This is a genomic window from Pseudomonas sp. GW821-FHT01E10 (assembly GCF_059422365.1).
On record NZ_JBWKWT010000001.1, the window covers coordinates 121,471 to 146,878 of the forward strand.

At 55.9% G+C, this 25,408-nt stretch carries 23 protein-coding genes and 5 pseudogenes; 6 read left to right on the plus strand and 22 right to left on the minus strand.

Annotated features, from left to right (window positions below):
* Positions 1 to 7: 7 nt before the first annotated feature.
* Both AC07V0_RS00530 and AC07V0_RS00535 read right to left on the minus strand, forming a co-directional pair.
* Positions 8 to 430: a hypothetical protein gene (locus AC07V0_RS00530; RefSeq protein ID WP_495019255.1), complete on the minus strand. Its 423-nt coding sequence runs from the start codon at positions 428 to 430 to the stop codon at positions 8 to 10.
* 26 nt (positions 431 to 456) lie between these two features.
* On the minus strand, positions 457 to 909 hold the full coding sequence (locus AC07V0_RS00535; RefSeq protein WP_495019256.1) for a hypothetical protein: 453 nt from the start codon (positions 907 to 909) through the stop codon (positions 457 to 459).
* Between the two features lie 196 nt (positions 910 to 1,105).
* On the opposite strand from AC07V0_RS00535, the gene AC07V0_RS00540 reads away from it, so the two are divergent.
* Both AC07V0_RS00540 and AC07V0_RS00545 read left to right on the plus strand, forming a co-directional pair.
* Positions 1,106 to 2,083, plus strand: coding sequence for a 5'-nucleotidase (locus tag AC07V0_RS00540; protein ID WP_495019257.1), 978 nt, complete (start codon positions 1,106 to 1,108; stop codon positions 2,081 to 2,083).
* A 100-nt stretch (positions 2,084 to 2,183) separates the two neighbouring features.
* The gene (locus AC07V0_RS00545; protein ID WP_495019258.1) at positions 2,184 to 2,813 is read left to right on the plus strand and encodes a DCL family protein; all 630 of its coding nucleotides are present in this window, start codon (positions 2,184 to 2,186) and stop codon (positions 2,811 to 2,813) included.
* A gap of 367 nt (positions 2,814 to 3,180) precedes the next feature.
* Here the strand turns inward: AC07V0_RS00545 and AC07V0_RS00550 are convergent, their stop codons facing one another.
* Both AC07V0_RS00550 and AC07V0_RS00555 read right to left on the minus strand, forming a co-directional pair.
* Positions 3,181 to 4,812: a hypothetical protein gene (locus tag AC07V0_RS00550; RefSeq protein WP_495019259.1), complete on the minus strand. Its 1,632-nt coding sequence runs from the start codon at positions 4,810 to 4,812 to the stop codon at positions 3,181 to 3,183.
* A gap of 667 nt (positions 4,813 to 5,479) precedes the next feature.
* Complete coding sequence (locus AC07V0_RS00555; protein WP_495019391.1) at positions 5,480 to 5,662, minus strand: ATP-binding protein; 183 nt, start codon at positions 5,660 to 5,662, stop codon at positions 5,480 to 5,482.
* Between the two features lie 177 nt (positions 5,663 to 5,839).
* On the opposite strand from AC07V0_RS00555, the pseudogene AC07V0_RS00560 reads away from it, so the two are divergent.
* Positions 5,840 to 5,966, plus strand: a pseudogene (locus AC07V0_RS00560) (hypothetical protein); the annotation flags it as partial.
* A gap of 133 nt (positions 5,967 to 6,099) precedes the next feature.
* Here AC07V0_RS00560 and AC07V0_RS00565 read toward each other — a convergent pair.
* The 6 genes and pseudogenes from AC07V0_RS00565 to AC07V0_RS00590 all read right to left on the minus strand — a co-directional run.
* A pseudogene (locus AC07V0_RS00565) lies at positions 6,100 to 6,219 on the minus strand (hypothetical protein); the annotation flags it as partial.
* A gap of 108 nt (positions 6,220 to 6,327) precedes the next feature.
* Positions 6,328 to 7,713: a GntP family permease gene (locus tag AC07V0_RS00570; RefSeq protein ID WP_032833722.1), complete on the minus strand. Its 1,386-nt coding sequence runs from the start codon at positions 7,711 to 7,713 to the stop codon at positions 6,328 to 6,330.
* Positions 7,710 to 7,853, minus strand: coding sequence for a hypothetical protein (locus AC07V0_RS00575; protein WP_155944795.1), 144 nt, complete (start codon positions 7,851 to 7,853; stop codon positions 7,710 to 7,712). The genes AC07V0_RS00570 and AC07V0_RS00575 overlap by 4 nt, the downstream gene beginning before the upstream one ends.
* A gap of 156 nt (positions 7,854 to 8,009) precedes the next feature.
* Positions 8,010 to 8,855 (minus strand): amidohydrolase family protein, encoded by an 846-nt coding sequence (locus AC07V0_RS00580; protein ID WP_495019260.1) that lies wholly within the window; start codon positions 8,853 to 8,855, stop codon positions 8,010 to 8,012.
* 28 nt (positions 8,856 to 8,883) lie between these two features.
* A complete protein-coding gene (locus AC07V0_RS00585) occupies positions 8,884 to 10,173 on the minus strand; it encodes an MFS transporter (RefSeq protein WP_495019261.1) in 1,290 nt (429 codons plus the stop codon).
* Positions 10,174 to 10,309: 136 nt separating this feature from the next.
* Positions 10,310 to 11,041, minus strand: coding sequence for a GntR family transcriptional regulator (locus AC07V0_RS00590; RefSeq protein WP_495019262.1), 732 nt, complete (start codon positions 11,039 to 11,041; stop codon positions 10,310 to 10,312).
* 216 nt (positions 11,042 to 11,257) lie between these two features.
* Between AC07V0_RS00590 and AC07V0_RS00595 the strand changes: the two are divergent.
* Positions 11,258 to 11,392: pseudogene (locus AC07V0_RS00595) on the plus strand (OprD family outer membrane porin); the annotation flags it as partial.
* Between the two features lie 80 nt (positions 11,393 to 11,472).
* Here AC07V0_RS00595 and AC07V0_RS00600 read toward each other — a convergent pair.
* The 10 genes and pseudogenes from AC07V0_RS00600 to AC07V0_RS00645 all read right to left on the minus strand — a co-directional run bounded on the left by AC07V0_RS00600 (position 11,473) and on the right by AC07V0_RS00645 (position 20,395).
* Entirely contained in the window at positions 11,473 to 12,216 is a 744-nt protein-coding gene (locus tag AC07V0_RS00600; RefSeq protein WP_495019263.1) for a proteasome-type protease, read from the minus strand.
* A gap of 80 nt (positions 12,217 to 12,296) precedes the next feature.
* Positions 12,297 to 13,094 (minus strand): transglutaminase family protein, encoded by a 798-nt coding sequence (locus AC07V0_RS00605; RefSeq protein WP_495019264.1) that lies wholly within the window; start codon positions 13,092 to 13,094, stop codon positions 12,297 to 12,299.
* Positions 13,091 to 14,041 carry an alpha-E domain-containing protein gene (locus tag AC07V0_RS00610; RefSeq protein WP_019578892.1) on the minus strand — a complete coding sequence of 317 codons (951 nt, stop codon included), beginning with the start codon at positions 14,039 to 14,041 and terminating at the stop codon, positions 13,091 to 13,093. Before AC07V0_RS00610 ends, AC07V0_RS00605 begins: the two co-directional genes overlap by 4 nt.
* A gap of 3 nt (positions 14,042 to 14,044) precedes the next feature.
* Complete coding sequence (locus AC07V0_RS00615; protein ID WP_007938225.1) at positions 14,045 to 15,454, minus strand: circularly permuted type 2 ATP-grasp protein; 1,410 nt, start codon at positions 15,452 to 15,454, stop codon at positions 14,045 to 14,047.
* A gap of 939 nt (positions 15,455 to 16,393) precedes the next feature.
* Positions 16,394 to 17,152: a phosphoenolpyruvate mutase gene (gene aepX, locus AC07V0_RS00620; RefSeq protein WP_026331642.1), complete on the minus strand. Its 759-nt coding sequence runs from the start codon at positions 17,150 to 17,152 to the stop codon at positions 16,394 to 16,396.
* On the minus strand, positions 17,136 to 17,285 hold the full coding sequence (locus tag AC07V0_RS00625; RefSeq protein ID WP_231380574.1) for a hypothetical protein: 150 nt from the start codon (positions 17,283 to 17,285) through the stop codon (positions 17,136 to 17,138). Before AC07V0_RS00625 ends, aepX begins: the two co-directional genes overlap by 17 nt.
* 69 nt (positions 17,286 to 17,354) lie before the next feature.
* Positions 17,355 to 18,597: pseudogene (locus AC07V0_RS00630) on the minus strand (MFS transporter).
* A gap of 64 nt (positions 18,598 to 18,661) precedes the next feature.
* The gene (locus tag AC07V0_RS00635) at positions 18,662 to 18,895 is read right to left on the minus strand and encodes a hypothetical protein (RefSeq protein ID WP_156043939.1); all 234 of its coding nucleotides are present in this window, start codon (positions 18,893 to 18,895) and stop codon (positions 18,662 to 18,664) included.
* Between the two features lie 17 nt (positions 18,896 to 18,912).
* Positions 18,913 to 19,149: pseudogene (locus tag AC07V0_RS00640) on the minus strand (hypothetical protein); the annotation flags it as partial.
* Between the two features lie 34 nt (positions 19,150 to 19,183).
* Complete coding sequence (locus tag AC07V0_RS00645; protein ID WP_495019265.1) at positions 19,184 to 20,395, minus strand: MFS transporter; 1,212 nt, start codon at positions 20,393 to 20,395, stop codon at positions 19,184 to 19,186.
* 95 nt (positions 20,396 to 20,490) lie between these two features.
* Here AC07V0_RS00645 and AC07V0_RS00650 point away from each other — a divergent pair, with 95 nt between their 5' ends.
* Entirely contained in the window at positions 20,491 to 21,390 is a 900-nt protein-coding gene (locus AC07V0_RS00650; protein ID WP_495019266.1) for a LysR family transcriptional regulator, read from the plus strand.
* A 129-nt stretch (positions 21,391 to 21,519) separates the two neighbouring features.
* Here the strand turns inward: AC07V0_RS00650 and AC07V0_RS00655 are convergent, their stop codons facing one another.
* Together AC07V0_RS00655 and AC07V0_RS00660 are read right to left on the minus strand one after the other, a co-directional pair.
* Complete coding sequence (locus tag AC07V0_RS00655) at positions 21,520 to 21,717, minus strand: YbdD/YjiX family protein (protein ID WP_007938220.1); 198 nt, start codon at positions 21,715 to 21,717, stop codon at positions 21,520 to 21,522.
* Positions 21,718 to 21,731: 14 nt separating this feature from the next.
* Positions 21,732 to 23,789, minus strand: a complete 2,058-nt coding sequence (locus AC07V0_RS00660) for a carbon starvation CstA family protein (RefSeq protein ID WP_495019267.1) — start codon at positions 23,787 to 23,789, stop codon at positions 21,732 to 21,734.
* Positions 23,790 to 24,031: 242 nt separating this feature from the next.
* Between AC07V0_RS00660 and AC07V0_RS00665 the strand changes: the two genes are divergently transcribed.
* Entirely contained in the window at positions 24,032 to 25,393 is a 1,362-nt protein-coding gene (locus tag AC07V0_RS00665; RefSeq protein WP_018925860.1) for a cache domain-containing protein, read from the plus strand.
* The last annotated feature ends 15 nt before the right edge of the window (positions 25,394 to 25,408 follow it).

Genomic DNA, 25,408 nt, shown 5'->3' on the forward strand with positions numbered 1-25,408 from the left:
GATCCAGTCAATCTGGGCTGTTCAACCATTTTTCGACCTGAAACTCCCAGTCCTTAGCGCAAAAATCAAGTGTCGGCCAATAGTTCTGGAATTCGCTATAATCTAGTTTTAACGCCTCTGCTCTTGATTTTTTGTCGATAACGATCCAGGCGCAATACATCCTCTCTTTCCAACTGTCCGCAGAGAGCAACACATCTCCTATATCAAGTTTGCCTCCTAATCCGTACAGTCGAGAATTGAAAAACTCAATTGCAACGTGAGCATAGTTAGGTTGACGGAGGGCAACTGCATCGGCCATGTGATAGAGCAAGCCGATGCCTTGGAAAATCGAACGTGTGATCGATTCTTTTTTTTCTGTGGTGTGCTCTGCTTCTAACACGCGCCCAGCATTATTTTGTAAAAGACGAACATCGATGGAGAAGGTAGACATGATCAGATCCTCGTTCAATTAGCAGCTTACTCGCTACATGCTTTCCTACGGTTCCGGATTGGAGATTTCCGCATAAAATCGTGAAAAATCATGTTGAAGGAGTCAAAGCCAGGCCAATAATTTTTATTTTCCTCGTCGTCATAGTCATAACCGAGTGCAAGTTCTTGGTCTTGATAGCTCAATAGCGGCCAAATAAGGTTGAAACGCTCACGCCAGGTTTCAGCTAGCACGAGAGCACACGCAGTGTCCCATTCCAATGCCGCCAGATTCGTCAGCGCATCGGAAACATTGCTTTCACGGATAATTTCGTCCCACTCATCTACGAGCGTTCGCATTTTGTCGAACACATATAATATCCAGCCGATAGTTTGGAATCTGCACTCGCGAACTGACTGCGGAACTTCACCTAGGTCATTGAAGACCACAAAAGCCAATTTCGTATTTTCTAAATGCTCAACGTGAATGCTGTAAGATTCCATTGCATAAACTCTTTTTTGTTGTCGTATTAACAGGCTAGCATGGAGCTTTTTTATTTAACAAGAGGTATTCGATTGACAAACACCAAGTGTTATATATACAAATAGCAACTCAAGACCTGCGCGTGAGCGAGAGGCTGATTAAACGAAGAAGATTGCACTCCCCCTTGTAAGACTGATTTTTAGATGAGTGATAAGAATGCCCTATGACCTAGAAAATCGTTTGGTAATAGGCGTGGCTTCCAGCGCCGTGTTCGATTTGGTGGCTTCGGATGCCGTGTTTCAGCGCCAGGGAGAGGAGGAGTACCGCAAATTTCAGCAAGAAAACCTCCACGTCCCGCTTCCAAAAGGGATAGCGTTCCCTTTCATCAAACGTTTGCTGTCGGTGAATGACCTGAGCGTCGATCCTGAGGATCCGCTTGTCGAGGTCATTCTTCTTTCGCGGAATGATCCTGACACAGGGCTACGCGTATTGAAGACGATCGAACATTACGGGCTTGGGATGACCAGGGCGATTTTCATGCAAGGAAAGTCTCCTTACGAGTACATACCGGCGCTAAATATCGCTCTGTTTTTGTCTGGTGACAAAAAAGACGTCGAAGCAGCTATTAAAGCCGGGTATCCGGCGGGCCAAGTACTCGACTCGAAATTCGAAGACGACGAAGCTGACAAAACCCTGCGTATCGCTTTCGACTTTGACGGCGTACTTGCCGGCGACGAATCTGAAACAATAATGCAGGCCTCTGGCTTGTCAGTGTTTCATGCCCATGAAGTGAAGAACGTCATGGAGCCGCATAACCCTGGGCCGTTGAAGGAGTTCATGGTGCGGATTTCCAAGATCCAATCGGTCGAGGAGAAGCACAAAAAGCAAAATCCGAAGTATGAAAACCGTATTCGCGTTTCGATCGTAACGGCGCGGAATGCTCCGTCTCATGAGCGTGCGATGAATACCCTCAAAAGTTGGGGTGTCATGGCCAACGACGCTTTCTTCCTGGGTGGCATCGAGAAAGGCAAAATTCTGGCCGTGTTGAAACCGCACATTTTCTTCGATGACCAATCCGGGCACCTTAAATCGACCAGCGCGGTTGCTCCGTCTGTGCACATCCCTTTCGGTATTACCAACAATTTTCCAACGGAGGCTGTGCTCGCGACTGAGGTTGATCAGGTAGTGGTGTAGGACTACGACCTGATGTTTATTTGCGGCTCCTCTGACGGGGTGACACCCAGCGTCTTGTGATCGCGACTCGGATTAATCGATGAGGTAGGGAGACTTCTGAATGTTCTGGTTGGGGCCGTTTGAGTACAAATCAAAAACAGAACTGCTGGATCGACTCAAAGACTATCTGCAAAACGCACCAATAGGCGTGATCACCAACAAGCTAGCAGTCAAAAAAATGCACCTGCTCATAGCAATGCATCCGGAGGCGAGCAGAAAAATTGGTGTCGGGATCGACCACTTCAAGATCGTGAGAAATGCCTTGGGAGCGGGTAGGGGGATCAAACTCGTTCGCACCGATGGCAGTGAAGATGGTTTCTCCTACAAACGCTGCATCACCGGCGTCATCCAATCGCCCCATGGCAAGGTATGCGAGGCATTGAGGTTTGCTGTGCGCTCTCAATTGATCGCATTTCGTGACGCGCTGGGCATGCCGGTAAGTTGTGCGGTGAGCGGGGCGATCATCGAAGATAGAGACGCTCGTCCCAGCCGCGCAGTCGGCTTCCCCCCCCTTCGAATCTGCAGGTTTGGAGTGTCGTGGCCGATCAGGACGGCGAGCGTAAGAATCGGTTATCGGCACTTGCGGGTAATAAAGCCTACGTTCGCCAGGTGCAGTTGTTCTTCGTGTGGCTTGCTGACATTCCCAGAGTTTCACGAATTGCGCTTCATCACCTGGAAAGCCTGTTGCTAGGGACGATTGACGCAACCCTGGCCGCCCAGATGCCGTGGTAGCACTTGAATCGCTTGGCCTCGGTAGTGTGTCAACCACATCGAGGGCATTGCCTAAGAACTAGAATTGCCCCCCAGGCCCATCCAATTTTCGGGCTATGCGTTGGTTACCCGTCGAATAAACGGCCGGCAAAGGTGAGCCGAGATAGCCTCAAAGCACTGTACTTCATCACGAAACCCACTCGGCCGCCGGCGAGGAGGGCGTGCTCGCTGAATACGATGAGCACTAGAGTGCGTTCTAACAGCGTGATGGCAGGGGCCGAGGAGGGGGACTTATCCGGTCATCAACTACCGAAGGACGTCTTTCACGACTCATTTAGCTAGCAGCCCTAGTCCAGCAGGCCAGAAAAAATATTAAGCTTGACCGATTCAATCACCAATAACGAATTACAAACGTTATCGCACCAGTCCATGATTCGGCCTGCCCGAATGATCCTTGCTTGATCTCCGCCAGAGATTCGGACAAACGGAGCCCAATCTGGATTTGGCAGTACGCCTGTAACTCCCACACCCAGCCTTGACTGCCCATAATTGCCAGTCCAGCTCGAAGGTGGTAGGAGACAGAATTCGTAAAACTCCCGAGCATCGAGCGGGGCCAACGAGTAGAAGCTTTTATGTTTGATATAAACTGACCACAGTAGCAATTTCTCAAGTGCCACCAGCTTTAACCGATCAGCACTACATGATCGGTATGCCCGAAGTACCTCTAAAGACTCCAGTGCAATCTGGAAACGATTAGTTGGAAAAAACCCTGATATATAGGCTTGCCCCTGAACCGATGAAAGAAGGAGTACCTCTCTTTGTTGCATACCAAATAATGGAGACGGGCGCTCCTGAGTATGATAACCAGTGTCCAGACCCGCATGGTCTTGGTGATCGACAGACCCAAGTGCTTTCGAAGCCTGCTTACGCTTCCAACTCAATCGGTACTGGCGCGAGCTTTCGCTTCTTGAGATACGAGCTTGTGCTGGCGTATCAAGTTGAGTGATACGAAAACCCACGGCTCGATCAAGCAGTTGGCTAGGAGAGCGTCCCAACCCCGGCATTTTGGGGAGTCTCCACATTAGCTTGCCGAGCAAGGATTCCGTGAGTATTGGATCGCTTTCGTCCGAGGAAGGTATGGAGCTCAAGCCCAGACCATGCCTGTATCTGATTATCGAGTCTATGAGGGCCTGGGGGATCGCGATGTTGTAGCCACGAAGATGACCTCGCATGATGAAGCGCGGATCGCTGGAACCTATCGATGAAAAGCACGCCATTGAAAAGTGACTACGCTCTGAGCGCCACTCTTTGAAGCTGAGGCAAAGGTGATAGCAGACCGAAAACACGAACAAACTACGCTCAGAAACCTTAGTGGCTGGCGTCAGGTTTGTGAGGTATTGAAGGTATTGCTGGGCTTGGGAGTCATCATGGCTACTGAACGGCGCTCGCGGTGCTTTATAAAGCTCAGAGCTTGACAGCCTGGGCTGTACACCTAAGTCCGAGCTTAAATACTTGAAGAATCGGTTAGTCACGTATCCAAGTACCGGATCTGCGATCGACTGTGCGAATGGCTTCCAATCTTCGTTATGGCGTTCGATACCTTCACTGATGACAAATCTTGCCTTCCGAGCGCCAACCCAGGCCACCGGGGGCCGCGCGCAGAAGGATCTAAAGTCCCTGAGATCTTGTGCGGCAAAGTCGCTCAATGGCTTCCTTGCGATGCAAATCGCCCAGAGGACGAATTTTTCGAGGAACAACATGATGCTTGATTTACTGCGGATAGAAGCAGGAAGGGTATCGGCGTAGCGACAAAAATGCTCGTAGGTTTCGACTGCGCCTGTCTCGGCTGGGTACGAGGACAGGTAGTTCAAAATCAGGGTCGATTGGGATGTGGATGGCTCGTCGGCCCCGGCGTTACAGTTGGCTTTGGTACGATGTGCGGTTTCACCACGGTCTGTCAGGATTGATCTCGGGAACACCTTTACGTCCTTGAAGGGGTCGTTGTGAACGATGTACCGGCATCAATGTAGCGAAGTTAGCAGGTTTGGCAATCCTAAAAGACGAGCGCATGGCTAAGCGCAATATTTTTCCGTTTTGGTTCCGACCGCAACGCCTAGCCGCAGAAAACGCGTTTCTAAAAAAATCATTCATTTCAAAGGTTAAGAGTGGCGGAGGTTGGGGGTCGAAAAATTTTTCCGTTTTGGTTGCGTCAGTTAGGGACGGTAAAAAAGTTGGGATTGCGTCGATCAAGCTATTAAACGTTCCGCTTTAATCCCGACAGTAGTCGGCCCGAATCTCAGATATTACATGAACTGCTACAAGCAACACGTTGAGGAAGCAACGTTTCCGGTGGTGCGACAGGATTCCGTTTTATTTTCAACGCTTACAGCCCGTTGAGAGAATGGATGCCAGAAGCAGATATGTCGAATCAGTGCCTTACGAGACTCATGAACATTTTTAACATAGCACCTCGTTTAACATAATATACATTACACGTAACATTATGTTTCAAGATTAGTCCAGCGGACGCAGGTTTTCGAGGATCCCTTTCATTCGATGCTCTTGCTTGTGGTGGAAAATGCAGGACGATCTCTGATGAATCAACCTATGTGCGTGCGGTGTGTCGATTTTACTGTCGATGGAAAACTACACGCTATCGGGAAGCTGCAAGGTGAAGCGGCTACCGCCATTCGGATTGGGCTCATGTCGAATGCCCCATCCAAGGTGATCTACAACACGTTCGACGGTGGATAGGTCCAAGCCCGAACCACCCGTGAAATCATCAGCGCCCCTAAAGCCGATTTGGGATTTGACAGGCATTCCTCGCATTTCTGATTGAGCTGTTCCCTTCAACGCCACCTTGGGATGAACTAATCAACAAAGTCGTGGGCGCGAGGCAGGAAAAAGGCATTTTGACGGTTTCTGAATGATCTGGCCCAGAGTGTGTAAAAACGCCGTCGCGAACACTTGCTATGGTTTTTGAGGGTTTCGTCGCAGGGATCGCCTATGAAGCGCTTTATCCAATGTGAACATCGAGGCCAAGACACCTTTACTTCCCGAGAGCCTTGATGACTATGCCCACGATGCCAATCCGGTTCGCGTAGTCGACATCTTGGTCTACGATCTCGACCTCCACCGTTATCGTTCCTGCCCCCTCTTCACTCTACTAATACCGGGACAGACCACATGCGTAGGCTCTGAGGTATTGTCCCTCCTGAGTTGACAGTAAAACCGTTTCCACCCCCTTTTCCTTTTTTCATAGATCATTAATCTGAACAATTTCGAAAGCGCATACAACAAAGGGCCCTTGAAGGGCCCTTCGTTTCTACAACTTCGCCTGTGTGAGGTTTTTTGTAGACCTTCACCTGGCGGGGCTTATGCGTGCCGACACTTTAGGGTTAGAGCCGAGTAAAACACCCTGTGGAGCGTAACTCTATCTCCCCCCCTCGGCTAACTCGTTCGGGCAGGGTTACTAACTGCGAACAGATCCTGACTCAAACCACCGTGACAGCCGCATTCAACATCAACACCACAATCAAACCGACCACGGCTACGATGGATTGAACCACCGAAATGGTCTTGGTGGCTTCGCCCATAGTCATGCCGAAGGATTCCTTCACCATCCAGAAGCCCGCATGGTTCGCATAGTTGAAGAACAGCGAGCCGCAGCCTATGGACAAGGCAAGCAGAGGCAGGTTGAGGCTGGGATCAGCACCTGCAAGCGGCGCCAGCAAGCCAGCAGCACCAACGATACCGACAGTGGCAGAACCGGTAGATACCGAGAGCAACATCGCGATCAACCAACCCAAGATCAGCGGAGGGAACGCAGACTGCTGAGTCAGGTGCACAATGGCATCGCCCACCTTGGCGCTGGTCAACAGCTCCTGAAAGGCACCACCGCCGGCGATGATCATGATGATTGAGGCGATTGGCTTGAGGCTCTTGCCCAGGGATTCGCGCAATTGCCCCGCATCGCCGCCCCGCGCGAGTACCAGACTTGCCCCTGCGAACAGCACGCCCAGGAGCATGGCGATCAGGGGATTGCCCAAGAAACTAGCCATTTTCAGGATCGCATTGTCCTTGGGTAATACCATCTCAGCGACGGCATGAATCAGCATCAGGATCGCCGGTAGCAAGGCTGCCAGCACGCCAAGGCATACGCTGGTGCTTGGTTGATCGTCGGCTTTTTCAGCCAGGGTGAACTGATCTAGCAAAACCTGATCGGGCCGAGTGCTCATGCGCGGCGAAATGAATGCGCCATAAAGCGGGCCGCCTAAAATCATTGCAGGAATAGCCGCAAGGAAGCCATAGAGCATTGTGGGCCCAACCGAGGTTTTGAGCGCGGCGATGGCCGTCAAGGGGCCAGGGTGCGGCGGTACCATCCCGTGCATGGCTGCAAGTGCCGCAATCACCGGAACACCCACATACACATAGGCTGAACCTTTGAAGCGAGCCTGGCTTTCCAGCTTTCGCGCCACGCTGAATATCAGCGGCAGCATGATCACCAAGCCCACCTCGAAAAACATGGGAATGCCAATTACAAATGCAACCATCATCATGGCCCAAGGTATCATCCGATCCGATGTTCGCTTGAGGATGACCTCGGCGACCTGCTCTGTGACACCTGCGTCAGCAAGAATTTTGCCTAGCATCGCTCCAAGCGCGATTACGACCCCTACTGCCCCCAGTGTCTTTCCGACGCCGGTGATCAAGTGGGAGACTATGGTTTCTGGTTCCATACTGGTTGCAAAGCCAACGCCAACGGAAACTACTAGCAAGGCCAGGAGCGGGTGCATTTTGAGACGCGACACGATGAGCGCCACCAGCACCAGGACGCTCACCAATGCGGTCAGTAAGAGGTCTACATCTAAGGGAGTCATGAAAGGATCTCGGCTGGGCTGGCGCTCAAACTGCACTCAGATTTGAAAGAGAAGTTTGAAACCGTAACGCCTGTCGGCGCACGCAATAAACCAAACATCGTTTGGGTGCTTTCAACTTCGGCATTGGATGACGTGTTCATGGAATCTACTCTCTTGTAATTGGAATATGCTGCTATTACACAGAACTCTCGATGAGCCACGATAGGTTTTACTGCAACGGTCGCACTTCGAATGTTCTGTATGTATTCGTTTAAATGGGTGAGATGAATGGTCATCTGCAAATGCAGGCGTAAATTTCAGCTTTCGCCTTTCGCAAAACCGAATAACCTTCGAGGGACTTGCACCAGCAACGAATAGCTAACCTGCGTCGAACACTCCAGGGCTTGCAACTGATCGACTACGGTGCTGAAACCGATGCTTTGCTCATGCTGCGTATGCGGCCAGTCGCTGCCCCACACCAACTGGCGAAGGCCGAAACTTTGTTCCAGCAGCGGTAATGCTATTCGAGCGAAATTGATGTTCTGTTGCGGCGTACCTCCCAAACGATAGATTCCCGATACCTTCATCCAGATCGAACCTTTCGATCCCAACTCCAGTAACTCGCAAAAGCCGGGCTGATCGACGCCCGAATTGGCATCCGGCCGACCAAAGTGATCAATCACCAACTTCAAACCGAACGGCGTCAATTGATGGATCAGTCCCGGCAGATCCTTTACCTCCCTATGCAACTCGACATGCCAGTCAAGATCAGCAATGTGGCTGAAAAACTCTCTCCAGGCACTGTTACGAAAATCAGGTAACGCCTTACCCATCAGGTTCAAGCGAACGCCGACTACGCCCAGGTGATCCATGTCATTCAACATGGCGCGACTGACGCCTGGCTCCAGCACAACCACGCCTCGCAACTGCTCCGGCGCTTGCTTCAACGCCGCCAGCAAGTAGCTATTGTCGGTGCCGAGAAAGCTCGGTTGCACCAATACGCCATGACTCAGACCATGAGCGTGCAAGTGCGTCAGATACTGCTCAAGCGTGGCGTCGTAATCAGGGGTATAGCGTCGTGCACCGACCAGATATAGATCACGGCTAAACACATGAGCATGGGAGTCGATGCCGGTGATCGGCGTAGAACAGGTGTCAGTCATAGCGTTCATCTATAGAAGGTAAAGGGCATCAGGCCCGCGCACTCTCGTTGCCGTTGACCGTTGCTGGCACCGATGCACTCGAGGCTTCGAGGCTGCGTCCACGGGTTTCCGGCAGACAAAGTGCCGCGATCACCGCCACGCCATAGGCAATCCCGGCGTCGATACCAATCGCAGACCCAAGCGACATGGAGTCGCTCATGTGACCGACCAGGAACGGGAACACCGCGGAAAGCACTCGGCCAAAGTTGTAGCAGAAGCCGACGCCGGCGCCGCGCACGTCTGCCGGGTACAGCTCGTTGAACAACGCGCCGAGGCTCGCTGGAATACCGGCCGCGAAGAAGCCGAGCGGGAACCCCAGGAAGAGCATCTGGGTATTCGTCAGCGGCAGGAACTCATAACACTGCACGGTGACGACACAGCACAACGCGAACAACACGATGTTTTTGCGGCGGCCAATACGGTCGATCAAGAATCCGCTAACAACGCAGCCACACCAGAAGGCAAAGATGATCACGGCCAGGTAGCCACCGGAGTTCAGCACCGACAGGTTGCGTTCGGTCTTGAGGAATGTCGGCAGCCAAGTCATCACCGCGTGGTATCCGCCGTGTGCGCCCAAGCCCAACAACCCGCCGAACAGCGTTACGCGGAGCAGTTCAGGTCGGAAAATACCGGCCAGGGATTTGAAGAAGCTCTGCGGAATGGCGTGTTCTTTCTGCAAACGTTGGAAGCTGTCAGGCTCCTCGACATTACGCCGTACCCAGAGGATCAGGAACGAGGGCAGCAGGCCTACGATAAACATCACACGCCAGGCCATGTCTTGCGGTACGAACGTATAAATCAGCGCAAATACCCCGACCGCCAGCCCCCAACCGACCGCCCAGGCACTTTGCACAGTGCCCATCACTTTGCCGCGGTATTTCGGGTTGATGGTTTCGGCCATCAATACCGCGCCGGCGGCCCACTCACCGCCAATGCCGAAGCCTTGCAGTGCCTTGACCATCAGCAACTGATGGAACCCTGTGACGAAGGCGGACAGAAAGGTGAAGAAGGAGAACCACAGAATCATCCACTGCAACGTACGCACCCGGCCGTAGCGGTCGGACAACGTCCCCCCTACCCATCCGCCGATGGCCGAAGTGACCAGCGTGACGCCGCTGATCAGCCCGGCATCGCCCTTGGTCAGTGCGAACGCAGCGATCAACGCCGGAATGGCCAGGCCGAACATTTGTACTTCCAGAGCATCCAGCGACCATCCGCCGAAGCAGGCCCAGAACGTTTTGCGCTCCCGAGGAGTGACTTGGCGATACCAGCTGAACATGATTTCTTATCCTTATAAGTGAAACGTGAGGCAGCCGAAAGCGAACCGCGCCGCTACGAGGCCAGGCATGGCAAGCAAGACGATGAAGACGGCGCAGATCAGGCGCCGATGAGCGATCCGCTATTGAGGCAAGGCGCTAGCGAATATCCACGCTGTAACGGAAATGCTGGGCATGACCACGGGAGCGACGCCATTCCAGAGGCGTCCCGGCGTAGTCACGCGCCAGACGCTCGATCACCACCACGGGACTGTTGACCGCTACTTGCAGCAATCGCGCATGCACGTCGTTTACAGACTCGGCGGTGAGTGTTTCTTCGGCAGAAGCGACGACCTGACCGCAGACTTCTTCGTAAATCGGATACAACAGCGGCCCTTTTCGACTCAGGTCGATCTCCAGCAGCGGCTGAAACCGGCTGCGAGGTAGCCAGATTTCTTCGGCAAGTACCGGCTGAATATCGAGAAGACGTACGCGAACAATGCGAATAACCGGTGCGTCGATTGGCAGCCCTAACGTTTGGGCCACCGCCGAGGGTGCGGCCACCGGCTCAATCGACAAGATGCGACTCTCCGGCACCTGGCGCTCGCCCGCAGCGGTCTGGAAGCGGAAAAATCGGAACAGTGACGATTGAAACTGCGGCCGGCGAACGAAGGTGCCTCGACCTTGCTGACGCTCAAGAACGCCCTCACTGACCAGCGTGTCAACCGCTTTGCGTACGGTGCCAGTGGACAGTTGGTACTCCGCTGAAAGTGCAGCCTCGGTGGGAATGGCCTCCCCGGGACGCCAACGATTGTTGGCAATCTGTTCAGCCAACTGGTCTCGCAGGCGCTGATAAAGCGGTAGCCGGACATCGCTGGATAAGGAGTTCATCGACTTTATTCACCTTGTTATCTAGTCATATATATGAATCTTGGGGCGAGTATTCTCCTGATGCATTTTTCTGTCAACAAGGGTTGCTGATCTCGCTGACGAAAGGTGGGTGAGCCTAGGTCAACTGGAATGCCCCTCTGCCTCAATCCGAGAGAGCCCTACCCGCTCAGCCTGTTCTAAAATCTCCTCTGGCGTCGCGTCCGTAGTGGGCATGATCTGAACTATGTGATTCAGTCCGGCATGCTTAAAGGTGTCGGATTTGGATGGCGCAACGGCAAGTCCAACAGCGAGGCGGCGCGTGACCAGAACCAGAATCGCTTGATCGTGAGCTACAGCATTCCGCTGCTTTAGCCAATCGACATCACGATATCGCGCACTTGGTAATCGCTGGCCCGGCCGCTTTACTTCAGCGCTGATGCAGAGTCAGCGCTTTATTGGCAGCCCCCCGACATGTAAGCGTCAGGCGGCTCCGGCAATGCGGCAAGCATGTCTTGCAGTCCGGCAGCCCACTGCATACGGATACGCATGAAATACGGGTCATCAGCCGTAATGCGATAACTTTTCGCGCTGGCAAAACTGTCCTTTCTGAACACCAGCAGGTCCAGCGGCATACCCACCGACAGGTTGCTGCGCATGGTCGAGTCGAACGAGATCAGCCCGCAGCGCAGGCCCTCTTCGAGTGATGTGCGGTACGTGAGGTTGCGATCGAGTATCGGTCGGCCGTACTTGCTTTCACCCAATTGCAGGAATGGCGTGTCCTCCGTCGCCTGAATGAAGTTGCCTTGCGGGTAAATGCTGTACACATCCATCGCCCCCTCCGCGATCTGCCCGCCAACCAGAAAAGAGCAACTCAAGTCGGTCTTGCCGGCCAACTTGGTACGGTCCCGGGCGACGACTTCGCGAACGGTTTCGGCCACCAGCACAGTGGCGTCATAGAGTGTGCGGACATTCAACAGGTGCGAGCCAGGCCCGCTGCAACGCTGCTTGAGCAAGTTCACCACCGATTGCGAGGTGGCCAGATTGCCCGCGGTCTGCAACACAATCAGCCGTTCGCCCGGCGTGCTGAAAATAAACAACTTACGAAACGTTGAAATCTGGTCGATACCGGCATTGGTCCGTGAGTCGGAGATGAACACCATCCCGTCGGCCAGGTGCATAGCGACGCAATAAGTCATTTGCGCTTACTCGTGAATTCTGGATGAAAGGCCATACCGTCTCCCCGACGGCATGGCCAATTACGATGAACGTTTCAGGCTTATTGGTGCTGAACCTGAAACAGCGACGTTACCTGTACCCGCGCCAGCATCGACTCGGCCCCGCCACCACGACGCATGCCACGTACCGGGCAGGCGTCGAGGTAGTCCAGGCCCACCGCCAGTTTCAGATGGCGTTCGGGCCGGGCCAGCCGGTTGGTGACATCGAAGCTGTACCAACCATCGTCGAGCCAGGCTTCGGCCCAGGCATGGCTGGCCAAGTGGTTTTCATCTTCGGTGCACAAGTAACCGGAGACATAACGCGCAGGAATCCCCAGGCTACGGGCGCAGGCCAGGAAGGCGTGAGTGTGGTCCTGACAGACCCCGCCTCCGACCGCAAATGCCTCGGCGGCCGTAGTGTCCACAGTGGTCGCGCCCGGGTTGTAGACCATATGGTCGGCCAGGCCGTGCATCAGGTCGATCAACGCCGTTCGATCACGGCGTATGCCGCAGTGCTGCACGGCGAAGGCATTCAGGGCATCGTCCGCAATCGTCAGCTTACTGGTGCGCAAAAACGGCAAAGGCGATTGGCTGTCGCGCTCCAGCTCACGGTCCGAGTCGATATCCACCTGACCATAAGCTGTCAGTACCAAGGCCCCATGGGGTTCGTCCATCGTCAACACATGCAGGATGTTGCCGTACGGATCAAACTGGCTGCGCACCAGGCGCGGCAGTTCCAGGTGCCATTCCAGGATGCGCTGGCGTTCACTGTTCTGCGGCGTCAGACGCAGGAACTGAATGCTGGTGCAGACTTCATCGGCGTAGCTGTAGGTGGTGTCGTGACGTATGGACAGTTTCATACGGCCTCCAGATAGGACTCGTGAACGGTCTGGCCGAGATGGCGAACCTGGGAGATGAAGTCAGTCAGCCAAAGGTGCAGACCGAAGCCGAGAATCTCGTCGATACCGGTGTAGCGCAGCCGAGCATTCAACTCGGCGGCCAACCGCTGGGCGGCCCGCCCGTTGCTGCCCGGCAGGCTGGCGAGGATATGGTCCAGTTCCTCGATACAGGCATGCAACGAACGCGGGACGTCGCTGCGCAACAACAGCATCTCGGAGACCTGCTCGGCGCCCGGCGCATTGCGGTAGATCTCGTTGAACGCCTCGAAGGACGACAAGGCCCGCAGCAAGGCACTCCACTGGTAGTAGCCGCGCGCGGAGTTGTCACTCACCTCCTCCGACTCCTCGCCGAACATTTCGTAGCGTGCATCCAGCAGGCGCAGCGTGTTGTCTGCCCGCTCAAGGAAAGTCCCCAGGCGAATGAAGCAGTAGGCATCGTTGCGCATGATGGTGCCCGAGGTCGCACCGCGGAACAGGTGCGAACGCTCCTTGACCCACTCGCAGAAATGGCTGATGCCATAGCGCGCCAGACCATTGCTGGCGATGTTGCGCATCTCCAGCCAGGTGGCGTTGATGTTCTCCCACATGTCGGCGGTGATGCGTCCGCGCACGGCATGAGCATTGGCTCGCGCGGCTTGCAAACAGCAATAGATACTCCCGGGGTTGGTTTCATCCAGCGCGAAGAAGTGCAACATGCGTTCGGTGTTGAGCTCTCCATAACGCTCGTTGTAATCGTCCAGCGTACCGGCGGCGAGCAGCGACATTGCCAGTTCGGCGCGGCCATCGGTACGCCCCGCCTGAGGCATCAACGACAACGAGTAACTGACTTCGAGCATGCGCGCCAGGTTTTCGGCGCGCTCCAGGTAACGGGACATCCAGTAGAGGTCCGAAGCGGTTCTTGAAAGCATGTCTTAGTCCTCCACTACCCAAGTGTCTTTGGTGCCGCCGCCCTGAGACGAGTTCACCACCAGCGAGCCTTCGCGCAATGCCACGCGGGTCAGGCCACCGGGCACCAGACGGGTTTCTCTGCCCGACAGCACAAACGGGCGCAGGTCAATGTGGCGTGGAGCGATGCCGTTTTCGACAAAGGTCGGGCACGTCGACAGGCACAGGGTTGGTTGGGCGATATAAGCTTCGGGGCGTGCCTTGAGGCGCGCGCGGAAGTCTTCGATTTCCGCCGCCGTGGCCGCCGGGCCGACCAGCATGCCGTAGCCACCGGAGCCCTGGGTTTCCTTGACCACCAGCTCAGGCAGATTCGCCAACACATGGGACAACTCTTCCGGTTTGCGGCATTGCCAGGTAGGCACGTTCTTGAGGATCGGTTCCTCGGCAAGATAGAAGCGGATCATGTCGCCGACATAGGGATAGATCGACTTGTCGTCGGCCACGCCGGTGCCGACGGCGTTCGCCAGCACCACGTTGCCTGAGCGGTAAGCGGCAATCAGGCCTGGTACGCCAAGCATGGAGTCCGGGTTGAACGACAGAGGATCGAGATACGCATCGTCGAGACGGCGGTAAATGACGTCCACCTGTCTGGGGCCTGCGGTGGTGCGCATATAGACGTGGTCGTCGCGGACAAACAGATCAGCGCCCTCCACCAGTTCCACGCCCATTTCACGGGCCAGGAACGCATGTTCGAAGTAGGCACTGTTGAAGCGGCCCGGGGTCAGCACCACGGTCGTGGGATTGTCCAGCGGACTGGAGCTCCTCAAGGTGTCCAGCAGCAGGTTCGGGTAGTGATCGATGGGCGCCACACGCTGGGCGGCGAAGAGTTCGGGGAACAAACGCATCATCATCTTGCGGTCTTCAAGCATGTAGCTGACGCCGCTGGGAGTGCGCAGATTGTCTTCCAGTACGTAGTAGCTGCCATCGCCGTCGCGGACCAGATCGACCCCGGCGATGTGGGCGTAGATGCCCCGGTGCAGATTCAGGCCCTGCATGGCGACCTGATACCCCTCGTTGGCCAACACCTGTTCGGCCGGGATGATGCCTTCCTTGAGAATACGTTGCCCGTGGTAGATGTCGTCCAGGAACATGTTCAATGCCTGGACCCGCTGAATACAGCCACGCTCGACCATTTGCCATTCGCTGGCCTTGATGCTGCGCGGAATGATGTCGAACGGAATCAACCGCTCGGTGCCCTGCTCGTCCCCGTATAAGGTGAAGGTGATGCCGGCTCGGTGGAACAACAGGTCGGCTTCGCGACGACGTTGATCCAGCAACTCCAGAGGTGTGTCCGCCAACCAACGCGCGAACTCCTGGTAATGTGGGCGGCAGCCACCACTCGCATCATACATTTCGTTAAAAAAAGCTCGGGACATACCCTACTCCTTGCCGCGATACAGACGGCATTTTCTTATAACTTCGCTATTTCAATAAAATCAGGCCTTACGTTGTTTTAGTGAGTACTGTTTCTGTAGAGCACCTCAGTGTGCGTCGTTAACTTCCTGTCTCATTTGGAAACAAATTCCGCGTGAATTCGGCAACCTGTTGACGCGTTCCGACGCCAGAGACTTGGCCTTTGCGGTTTGATTTCTGGCGCCCCATTTATAACGTTTCCCCATAATTTTTTTTCGATGAAAAACCACACTAGCGGTGGTTTGAAAGTACTTTTGCAAGGGCTGTGCCCAACTATTGTTACGACCGATAAAAACCTTAAAAACCCTCCGACAAGCCTGAATTGCGACACATCATTTCATTTTTGAGACGAAAATCGATAAGACTACTGAAACGGTTTTTCCACTTGTAACTTGCACAACTCTGGATCGGACGAAAATGGTGCATTTGGCAACTGATTTGAGTTTTATGCCCTACAAGCGGGAAATTCCTACTCACTGTTTTTATTCTGCTTGTAATACAAGGCGTCCAGCGCGGCGCGTCGATTAATACCGATGCACTATTAATTCTCATGAAAATGCACCAAGAGATGACACCGGCAGCGAAAGTGCCAAGTAGTGATGCAAAAATTTAATGCTGGAGAGGACGGCCTGACCCCGAGCCACGAGTCCACAATCAGGTGGGCATATCGGCAGAACAAAGCCAAGGATGCTGCGGTGGCAGGAGCGGTCGTCGGCGGATCACGGCAACGTCAGGAACGCCGCGAGGACCGCCGAAGTGCGGAGTAGAATACGGCCGCCGCTTCTTCCGCCTACAGCCGTTGCATGCAGCAGCGTGGTTATCAGAGCGTCCGATAATATCGAGTGTCCTGGAGAGACCGGTAATCAACCGAAGCGAGCCGTTGCCTCGGTGAAGCCCCTGAACTATCGGGTGCCAGGCACCAGATCGAGTATTTCATTGATCCCGAGACAACGAGGCTCCATCTCCAGCGTTCGACCATTGGCCAGTATTCCATTGGCAACCTCTCTCATCGCCAGGTACGCACTGCGCAACATGTGATTGGCATAAATCACCGCGTTGAATCCCGCTTTCTCCAGCTCGTCAAATCGCAGGTGAGCGTAACTGGTCGGCACGCAAATCAGCGGCACCTTTGCGCAGTACAAGCGAAACAGCCGGGCAAACTCGAGGATTTCCAGACCGTCCTTTTTCCGGCTGTGAATCATGATTCCATCAGCGCCCGCCTCCACATACGCCAAACAACGCTCGATGGCGTCCTCCATGCCCCGATCCAGAATCAGGCTTTCACATCGCGCAATGATCATCAGGTCCCGATGGCTTCGACTGGCGCAACCCACGCGGATCTTCTCGCAGAACTCTTCGATAGAGTCTTGCTCCTGGCTGACGGCATTACCAAACAACGAGTTCTTCTTCAGTCCGCATTTGTCTTCGATGACCACCGCCGAGACGCCGGCACGCTCGAGCATTTTGATGTGAATCGCAAAGTGCTCCGGTTTGCCGCCGGTATCACCGTCGAATATCAACGGCAACGAGCAGACATCAAAAATCTCGCGAATACCGTGTAGACGGTTACTGGGAGAGAGAATTTCGATGTCAGGTAAACCTCGCTGTGTCGAGTCCGTCAACGAACTCGACCAAATGGCGTCGTTACTCGCCGGCTGCAAAGTTAATCACGTTGACACCGCTTTCTTTCAAGGCATTCGCTTTACTGCGCATGCTCGATGTTCCTGGCGCGCTGAGATCAAGAGCGCGACGGGATAACGAAAACCGGATTGCAGAGGTCTCGCTGTTATTCATTTTTTTACCTGCGAAAACGATTAAAGAACGGCGACTCGGGGCTTCTTGATCGAACCTGCAAACGGTCGATCAACCCGCGTTCTGATAAAGGTGGGCATCAGCGTCCAGGCCTCGTTGCACATACCAGGACAAGGGCAGTGTCAACAACAGTGTGGCGGCCAACATGATCACAGCAGCAGGAATACCTGTGATGTCGCCCAGGCTGCCAAACAATACCGGTGCCAGCGCCCCGCCACCGATGGTGCCGGTGTAGAACACAGCGAAGGCGTGCTCTCGTTTGCCTGGGCCAGCCAGGTCCGGCACGGCGCCATACAGCACCGACGATGTTCCGTTCAATGCCAGCCCCAGCAGCGGCAACACCGCCATCAGGCCGAACAGCGGCAGGTACACCGACAGGATGATCAACACCGCGGTGGTGAACTCGGTTAGCCATACGGTTTTCATCATGCCAATGCGCGCGCCCAGATAGCCGCACAGCAACTTGCCGAATGCCCCACCCACAAACAACATTGTCAGCGCCAGACCTATGCCTGCCATCCCGGACCCCTTCTCTTTCAGCAGGAACGGCAAGAAGGTGAGAAACCCCATCCGTACCGCACTGTCCAGTGTGCCGGTCACAATGAGCGCCCGCAGCCCGCTGGCGGAGCCGTTTCCCATGATTGCCCTGGAGGCCTTGCCCTGAGCGGATGAAGTCACCGCGCGCGCCGGAATCAGCCACCACAGCAGACCGGCGGCGGCCAGACCGAGCAGGCCTATCAGCGTGACACTCGCGCGCCAGCTGATGACCGTCAGTAACAGGCCGACCAACCCTGGTATCAACGTTTTGCCGATGTCTCCGGAGAAGTTGTACTGCGACAATGCTTGTTTGACACCCCCCCCCGCCCTCCTCGTGCGTATCGGTGATCAACGAAGATGCCAGTGGGTGTTGGGTGCTAGCGCCCAATCCGCCCAACACCAGCGCCAACAACAACACCGTCGGGCCGCCAGCCTGACCTGCCAGCAAGTAAGCCAACCCCGCGAGCGCGGTCCCCCCCACCAGCAAACGCTCTCGCCCCCATCGCCTGGCGGCCCGGCTTGCCAACAGCTGGAAACCGGCCATCATCCCGGAGTAAGCGCCACGCATCAGGCCAATTTGGGCGTAGCTCAAGGCAAACTGCGCCTGCCATATCGGCAACAGCACATAGATGACGTCGGTCAGGCCGTCATGCACGGCGTGTGCGCCGCAGCCAGCCAGCAGAGAGCGTCGACGTACAGAGGCATCGGTCGATTGCGGCCCCTGCAAAGAAGATACTTCGTCTTTCAAATCGTTCATGGTTCCGCCATTACTGCAACAGTTGCGCACAATCTTTCATCCGCCGGATTTGCGATGCAGATACTCAGCGAAAATCTCCCAGACGATTTCCAGCACCAGGTGATTTCAGGATTACACCTGAAGGTTTTAACGTACGACTTGCACGCTGACGCTTTACTTCACCGTCTGACAAAGAGCGCAAAAAAATTCGCATCACGCTACTAACAAGGTCGTCAACATCCAGAAACTCAGAGTTAATCCCGCTAGTTAGCTCCCGCTGCACGTCAACACGCAGTTTTAAATAGTCAGTCCGTTCCATTAGCACTCCATCTACTCGACAGTAGAAGCCGAGTTGTTGGTCTTGGAGCAACTGGCGAAAAATTTGCGCAAGGCTGCCGGCGGATGGCGGCGTGAAGTGAGTGCCTCAAAGGCATTTTCGATGTCCACAAGCGCACCCTCTTCACTCCAGAACGCTTCGAACAGCGCATGCTTCAAGACGCTGGCAGGCATGTCGTTCAACGCCGGTTCGACGATCTTCAACAACTGGCTCTGGCGGGTCAGTACGTTACTCATGGTCACCTCTTATATTCCTTTATTGGATGATGATTCAGGCAGGTTCACCGGTTCGTTTGGAACCGTTACGGTCGTGCGCGACCGGCATATCGGGTTCAAGGGGTTTCCAGCCGGTCAAGGCGATCAGCAGCGACAACAACTGGACGCCGATGATCAGCGCCACACACCCCTGCCAACCCCAGCGATTCCAGATCATCGCGGGGCCGACGGCGCCGAAACTGCCTCCCAGGTAATAACCCGTCAGGTACAGCCCCACCGCCCCGGCTTTGTTATGTCGGGCCGTGGCTGTAATAAAGGCATTGGCGCAGGCCTGGGCCAGAAACACGCCGGTTGAGCTCAGGGCCAGGCCCAGCACGATCAGCCACAGCGAGGGCAGCAGCGTCAGGAGCGAGCCACAGACGCCCAGTAACACCGCGGCCACCAGCAACTCGGATTGCGGTCGCGATTTGCTCAAGCGTCCGACGATGGGGATCACCACCAGTGCCAGCAGGAACACCGCATAGATCGTCCCGAGGGCCGCAGCGCCGAGATTGAAAGGCGTCTGGCTGAGGTACAGTCCGGCGTAAGTGAAGGTCGCGACTTGCGAAAACAACACACAAAAGCCCACGCCATACGCCGCCAGCAAGGGTTTGCGGCACAGATCGCGAAGGGCTTGCAGACGCAGTGGCGAATTCTTGGTAGCCAACACCGGATTGGCCGGCAGCAGAAAGTGGATGGTCACGCCGACGAACACGCTCATTGCTGCCAGCAGTTCAAAGGCCTCACGCCAGCCCACATATTCGGTCATGAGCCCGGTCACGAAGCGCCCGGCAAACCCACCCAGTACGGTACCGGCCACGTAGAGGCTGGTGACCACCGTGACAGTGCCACCGCTCCAGCGGTCGCCGATGTAGGCTACGCTGGTGGCGAACACCACCGGAATCAACATGCCTTCGACAAAGCGCCAGACCAACAGCTCGCTAAAGCTGTCGGCATGGGCTGTCAGCAGTGCCGGCACCGCCAATAGCGTTGCCGCGCCGACAATCACCGAGCGTTGTTCAAAGCGACGGGTAAGACGGCTGACAAAGGGGGCGGTGATGGCGACCGCCAGGGTGGTCACCGTGATGCTCCATCCCGCCTGCCGGGCGCTCACCTGAAAACTCAGGGCAAATTCCTGAAAGATACTCTGGGTTGAATACAGGTTGAGGAAGGCCGCGCAACCACACAGAAACAAGGCGATGCGAGCACTCTGCAGACGCGAATTCATGAGGCCTCTCGTTTTATGACAGGAGGCCTTTATAGAATACGCGGGCTGCCGAAGACCAATACCGAATTCGGACCGATCAATACCCAAGGAACAGGATGCTGGATCTACGCAAGTTACGTTACTTTTTGACGGTCGCCGAAGAGCTGCACTTTGGTCGCGCGGCACTGCGTCTGCACCTCGCCCAGCCGCCGTTGACCCGGCAGATTTCCGCTCTGGAAGCCGAGCTGGGTTTTCGTCTGTTTGACCGCACCAGCCGCACGGTGTCGCTCACGGCCCAAGGCCGGCATTTTCTGCCTTATGCGCGCGCCATGCTGGAGCAAGCCGACCTGACCGAAATCATCGCCGGCAAGCTGGCCGCTGGCTCGACCGGGCAACTCGTGTTGGGCTACGCCAGCTCGATTGCCCTGTCAGACCTATTCAGCCAGGCCATTCAAGCTTTTGCCCAACGCTTTCCAGAGGTTCAACTGACTCTGGTGGAAGGTGCGTCCAGCAGTCTATGGTCACAGGTCGCCGATGGTCGTATCGATATTGGTATGAGCCGGTTGATGCCTCAAAACGGGCAAGCCGAGGTCCGGGTACTATCCCTGGGTGAAGAACCCTTAGTGGCAGCCCTTTCCAGTGACAACCCGTTGGCCGGCCAGGCCGAGGTCAACCTCGCCCAGCTCAGCGCGTACCCCTTGATTTTATTTCCGGTCGATTACGGCTCGGGGCTCAACGAATCCATTCAACAACTGTACCGACGCAACGGGTTGCCCCTGCGCCCAGGTCCATCCGGACGGCAAATTACCTCGATCATCGCGCTGGTGGCCGCCGGGCAAGGCGTTGCGCTGGTTCCCCAGTGCACCCAGACGTTGGTAAAAAAGGGGGTGACCTACCGCCCGCTGGCTGACTCCGAAGCTCGCGCGCAACTGCTGATACTGACGCGAGCCCAAGGGCGCAGCCTGCTGGTCGAGGCCTTCATGGGGGTGATCGACGAACTGATGCCAGTCAGTTAAAGCACAATCCATGTGGAAGCGAGCCTGCTCGCGATGACGGCATAACATTCAACGTTGCAGTTGACTGTCAGACCGCTATCGCGAGCAGGCTCGCTCCCACGAAAACCACTTCAACATTACATCAGCGGGTCAACAGCACTTCGGCCCTGCCTTACCGCCGTAACGAGCCTCCTGACGTTCGCGGAAGAACATCTCGTAGCTCATCACCGGCTTGTCCGGGTGTTCGGTTTGCATATGCTCGACGTAGTTGTCGTAGTCGGGCATGCCGACCATCAGGCGCGCGGCCTGACCGAGGTATTTACCGAGGCGACTCAGGTCATTGAACATGCTGCCCTCCTCGATCAAGCATCTGGCAGCGCATGGAATGGCGCTTCTTTATCCGTACGTTCTTTGGTGCCCCAGGCGGCAATGCCGACTTTAAGCGCAAAGAACAGGATGCTGAACACCACGAGCAGGAACAACACCGTCAGCGTCGCGTTGGTGTAGGCGTTGTAGATCACGTGCTGCATCTGCTCGATGCTCTTGGCCGGTGCGAGCACCTGACCATTGGCCAGGGCATCGCTGTACTTCTTGGCCAGCGCGAGGAAACCGATCGCCGGGTTGGCGTCGAACAGCTTGATGAAGCCTGCAGTGGTGGTGCAGATCAGCAGCCATACCGCTGGCAGCATGGTCACCCACACATAGCGTTGGCGTTTCATTTTGATCAGCACAACGGTTGCCAACATCAGCGCGATACCGGCCAGCATCTGGTTGGAAATACCGAACAGCGGCCACAAGGTGTTGATCCCGCCCAACGGGTCGATCACGCCTTGGTACAGCAGGTAACCCCACATCGCCACGCAACCGGCGGTGGCGATCAGGTTGGCGGTCCAGGACTCAGTGCGTTTCAGCGCCGGCACGAAGGAACCAAGCAAGTCCTGCAGCATGAAACGTCCGGCACGGGTACCGGCATCGACCGCAGTGAGGATGAACAGCGCTTCAAACAGGATCGCGAAGTGGTACCAGAACGCCATGGTGTTTTCACCCGGCAGCACGTGGTGCAGGATCTGCGCGATACCGACCGCCAGGGTCGGCGCACCGCCGGCACGGGCCAGGACGGTGGTTTCACCGATGTCCTTGGCCACCGCTTGCAACGCTTCCGGGGTAATCGCGAAACCCCAGCTGCTGACTGTCTGTGCAACCGAAACAGCATCGGCGCCGACAAGGGCCGCCGGGCTGTTCATGGCGAAATAGACACCCGGTTCGATCACCGAAGCGGCCACCATCGCCATGATCGCCACGAAGGATTCCATCAGCATGCCGCCATAACCGATGTAACGGGCATGGCCTTCGCTGGCGAGCAGCTTCGGCGTGGTGCCGGAAGCGATCAGTGCGTGGAAACCGGACACTGCGCCACAGGCAATGGTGATGAACAGGAACGGGAACAGCCCACCCTTCCACACCGGCCCGGTGCCGTCGATGAACTGGGTCAATGCCGGCATTTTCAGCTCGGGCATGGTGATCAGAATGCCGATCGCCAGCGCAACGATGGTACCGATCTTCAGGAACGTGGACAGGTAATCACGTGGCGCCAGAATCAGCCATACCGGCAACACCGCCGCCACGAAACCGTAGCCGATCAGCATCCAGGTAATCTGCAGTCCAGTGAAGGTAAAGGCTTTGGCCCAGACCGGGTCAGCAGCAATTTGCCCGCCCAGCCAGATCGAACCGAGCAGCAACGCCACGCCGATCACCGAGATTTCACCAATACGGCCCGGACGGATGTAGCGCATGTAGATGCCCATGAACATCGCGATCGGGATGGTCGCCATCACGGTAAAGATGCCCCACGGGCTTTCGGCCAGGGCCTTGACCACGATCAGCGCCAGCACCGCGAGGATGATGATCATGATCAGGAAGCAGCCGAACAGCGCGATGGTCCCGGGGATGCGGCCCATTTCTTCACGGACCATATCGCCCAGAGAACGACCGTTGCGGCGGGTGGACATGAACAGGACCATGAAGTCCTGAACCGCACCGGCCAACACCACGCCGGCAATCAGCCACAGCGTACCGGGCAAATAGCCCATCTGCGCTGCCAGCACCGGACCGACCAGTGGCCCCGCGCCAGCGATGGCCGCGAAGTGGTGACCGAAGAGCACATGTTTGTTGGTCGGCACATAGTCCAGACCATCGTTGTTGATTACGGCGGGAGTGGCTCGATTGGGGTCGAGTTGCATCACCTTGGTGGCGATGAACAGGCTGTAATAGCGGTATGCGACGAGATAAATAGCGACGGCTGCGACTACGATCCAGAGGGCGTTGATGGCTTCGCCGCGGCGCAGGGCCACGACACTTAGCGCAAACGCTCCCAAGACAGCCACGGCAAACCAGGCGAGGTGTTTAGCCAGACGGGGCATAGCGTGTCTCCTGCCGACAGCCAGTGACTGCGGCGGTAATTATTATAATTGTGTCCGCTTTGCGGAGCGGGCCCAATATCCACCCATGCTGTCGACAAATAAATCCGCGTTACTACGTACGTGGCGCCTACGTAGTTCTACGTAGACGGTTTGTCATTCTGTCCAGCACTGCTACTGGAGGCGCGTATCTTTGGCATATGATGCCGGGCCTTCGCCCTCCCTCGGTCTGGCCAGGAGTAGAGATGCAGCTCAAACACAAAATCGTCGCGCTCGGCATTCTGCCGCTGGTGTTGGCGATCGCGGTCATCTGCGCGCTGGTGATTTCCCTGAACCGCCAATTGGGTGATCAACAGGCGCAACTGATCGAAGACAGCATTCTGGCCAGCAAGCGCGCAGAGCTGAAAAACTACGTTGAAATGGCACAAAGCCTGATCGCGCCGCTGTACGACAACGGCCGTGGTGACGAACACGCACAGCAACAAGTGCTGGAAGAACTGCGCAAGCTCAGTTTTGGCATCAATGGCTACTTCTTCGTCTACGACCGCGAAGGCCGCAGCCTGATGCACGCACGCCAGTCAGAGCTGGTGGGCCAATACCTGTGGGACATGAAAGACCCTCACGGCCTGCCGGTAATCCAGGCGTTGCTCAAAAGCGCGGCATCCGGCGAAGGCTTTCAACGTTACGCCTGGAACAAACCCTCTTCCGGCCAAGTGACCGACAAGCTCGCCTACGTAGTGATGCTCGATCGTTGGGGCTGGATGCTCGGCACCGGCATCTACCTTGAAGACGTTGAGCGCGCCACCCAACAAGCGCGTGCCGAGGTGGCTCAGGGCATCCGCACAACCATGCTGGCGATTGCCGCGGTGGCGCTTGTAGCGGTGCTGTTTGTGTTCGCCAGCGGCATGACGCTGAACGTCAGCGAACATCGCCTGGCCGACAAAAAGCTGCAGCGCCTGACCCAACGTATCGTCAGCCTGCAGGAGGAGGAGCGTTCGCGGGTTTCCCGAGAGCTGCACGACGGTATCAGCCAGTTGCTGGTCTCTATCAAGTTTCAGTTCGAACTGGCCAGCCATGTACTGGAGAATGGCCAAGACAAAGGCTTGAGCATTTTAAGAGACGCCACCGAGCGCCTGGGGGAAGCGATCGGCGAGGTTCGCAGCCTCTCCCACGACCTGCGCTCATCATTGCTCGACACCCTCGGCCTGCCGGCGGCAATCGGTCAACTCGCCGCCGAGTTCGAGCAACGCAGCGGTCTTGTTGTAACCTTCAACGATAACGAATTCGACTGTCACCTGGCTGATGGCGCCGCCGCCTCGCTGTTTCGCATTGTGCAAGAAGGCCTGACCAACATCGAACGCCACGCCCAGGCAAAACACGTCATCATTACCCTGCACGGCTGCGAAAAGTCCGTACGGTTGACGGTGATCGATGACGGCATAGGTTTCAATGTCGCCCAGGTCGAACGTCGCCAGGCCGGCATTGGTCTGCGTAATATCCGCGAGCGAGTCGAGCATTTTGGCGGTCGATTCGACCTGACCTCGATGCCGGGAAGAAGTGAGCTGGACGTGCTGCTGCCGATGAAGCCACCCGGTACAGAACGCTGACTCACCCCATAACAA

Coding starts and splice junctions, on each gene's coding strand:
- AC07V0_RS00530 (WP_495019255.1), bottom strand. CDS start 430: ATGTCTACCTTCTCCATCGATGTTCGTCTTTTACAAAATAATGCTGGG.
- AC07V0_RS00535 (WP_495019256.1), bottom strand. CDS start 909: ATGGAATCTTACAGCATTCACGTTGAGCATTTAGAAAATACGAAATTG.
- AC07V0_RS00540 (WP_495019257.1), top strand. CDS start 1,106: ATGCCCTATGACCTAGAAAATCGTTTGGTAATAGGCGTGGCTTCCAGC.
- AC07V0_RS00545 (WP_495019258.1), top strand. CDS start 2,184: ATGTTCTGGTTGGGGCCGTTTGAGTACAAATCAAAAACAGAACTGCTG.
- AC07V0_RS00555 (WP_495019391.1), bottom strand. CDS start 5,662: ATGCGAGGAATGCCTGTCAAATCCCAAATCGGCTTTAGGGGCGCTGAT.
- AC07V0_RS00570 (WP_032833722.1), bottom strand. CDS start 7,713: ATGACTCCCTTAGATGTAGACCTCTTACTGACCGCATTGGTGAGCGTC.
- AC07V0_RS00575 (WP_155944795.1), bottom strand. CDS start 7,853: ATGAACACGTCATCCAATGCCGAAGTTGAAAGCACCCAAACGATGTTT.
- AC07V0_RS00580 (WP_495019260.1), bottom strand. CDS start 8,855: ATGACTGACACCTGTTCTACGCCGATCACCGGCATCGACTCCCATGCT.
- AC07V0_RS00585 (WP_495019261.1), bottom strand. CDS start 10,173: ATGTTCAGCTGGTATCGCCAAGTCACTCCTCGGGAGCGCAAAACGTTC.
- AC07V0_RS00590 (WP_495019262.1), bottom strand. CDS start 11,041: ATGAACTCCTTATCCAGCGATGTCCGGCTACCGCTTTATCAGCGCCTG.
- AC07V0_RS00600 (WP_495019263.1), bottom strand. CDS start 12,216: ATGACTTATTGCGTCGCTATGCACCTGGCCGACGGGATGGTGTTCATC.
- AC07V0_RS00605 (WP_495019264.1), bottom strand. CDS start 13,094: ATGAAACTGTCCATACGTCACGACACCACCTACAGCTACGCCGATGAA.
- AC07V0_RS00610 (WP_019578892.1), bottom strand. CDS start 14,041: ATGCTTTCAAGAACCGCTTCGGACCTCTACTGGATGTCCCGTTACCTG.
- AC07V0_RS00615 (WP_007938225.1), bottom strand. CDS start 15,454: ATGTCCCGAGCTTTTTTTAACGAAATGTATGATGCGAGTGGTGGCTGC.
- AC07V0_RS00625 (WP_231380574.1), bottom strand. CDS start 17,285: ATGAATAACAGCGAGACCTCTGCAATCCGGTTTTCGTTATCCCGTCGC.
- AC07V0_RS00635 (WP_156043939.1), bottom strand. CDS start 18,895: ATGGAACGGACTGACTATTTAAAACTGCGTGTTGACGTGCAGCGGGAG.
- AC07V0_RS00645 (WP_495019265.1), bottom strand. CDS start 20,395: ATGAATTCGCGTCTGCAGAGTGCTCGCATCGCCTTGTTTCTGTGTGGT.
- AC07V0_RS00650 (WP_495019266.1), top strand. CDS start 20,491: ATGCTGGATCTACGCAAGTTACGTTACTTTTTGACGGTCGCCGAAGAG.
- AC07V0_RS00655 (WP_007938220.1), bottom strand. CDS start 21,717: ATGTTCAATGACCTGAGTCGCCTCGGTAAATACCTCGGTCAGGCCGCG.
- AC07V0_RS00660 (WP_495019267.1), bottom strand. CDS start 23,789: ATGCCCCGTCTGGCTAAACACCTCGCCTGGTTTGCCGTGGCTGTCTTG.
- AC07V0_RS00665 (WP_018925860.1), top strand. CDS start 24,032: ATGCAGCTCAAACACAAAATCGTCGCGCTCGGCATTCTGCCGCTGGTG.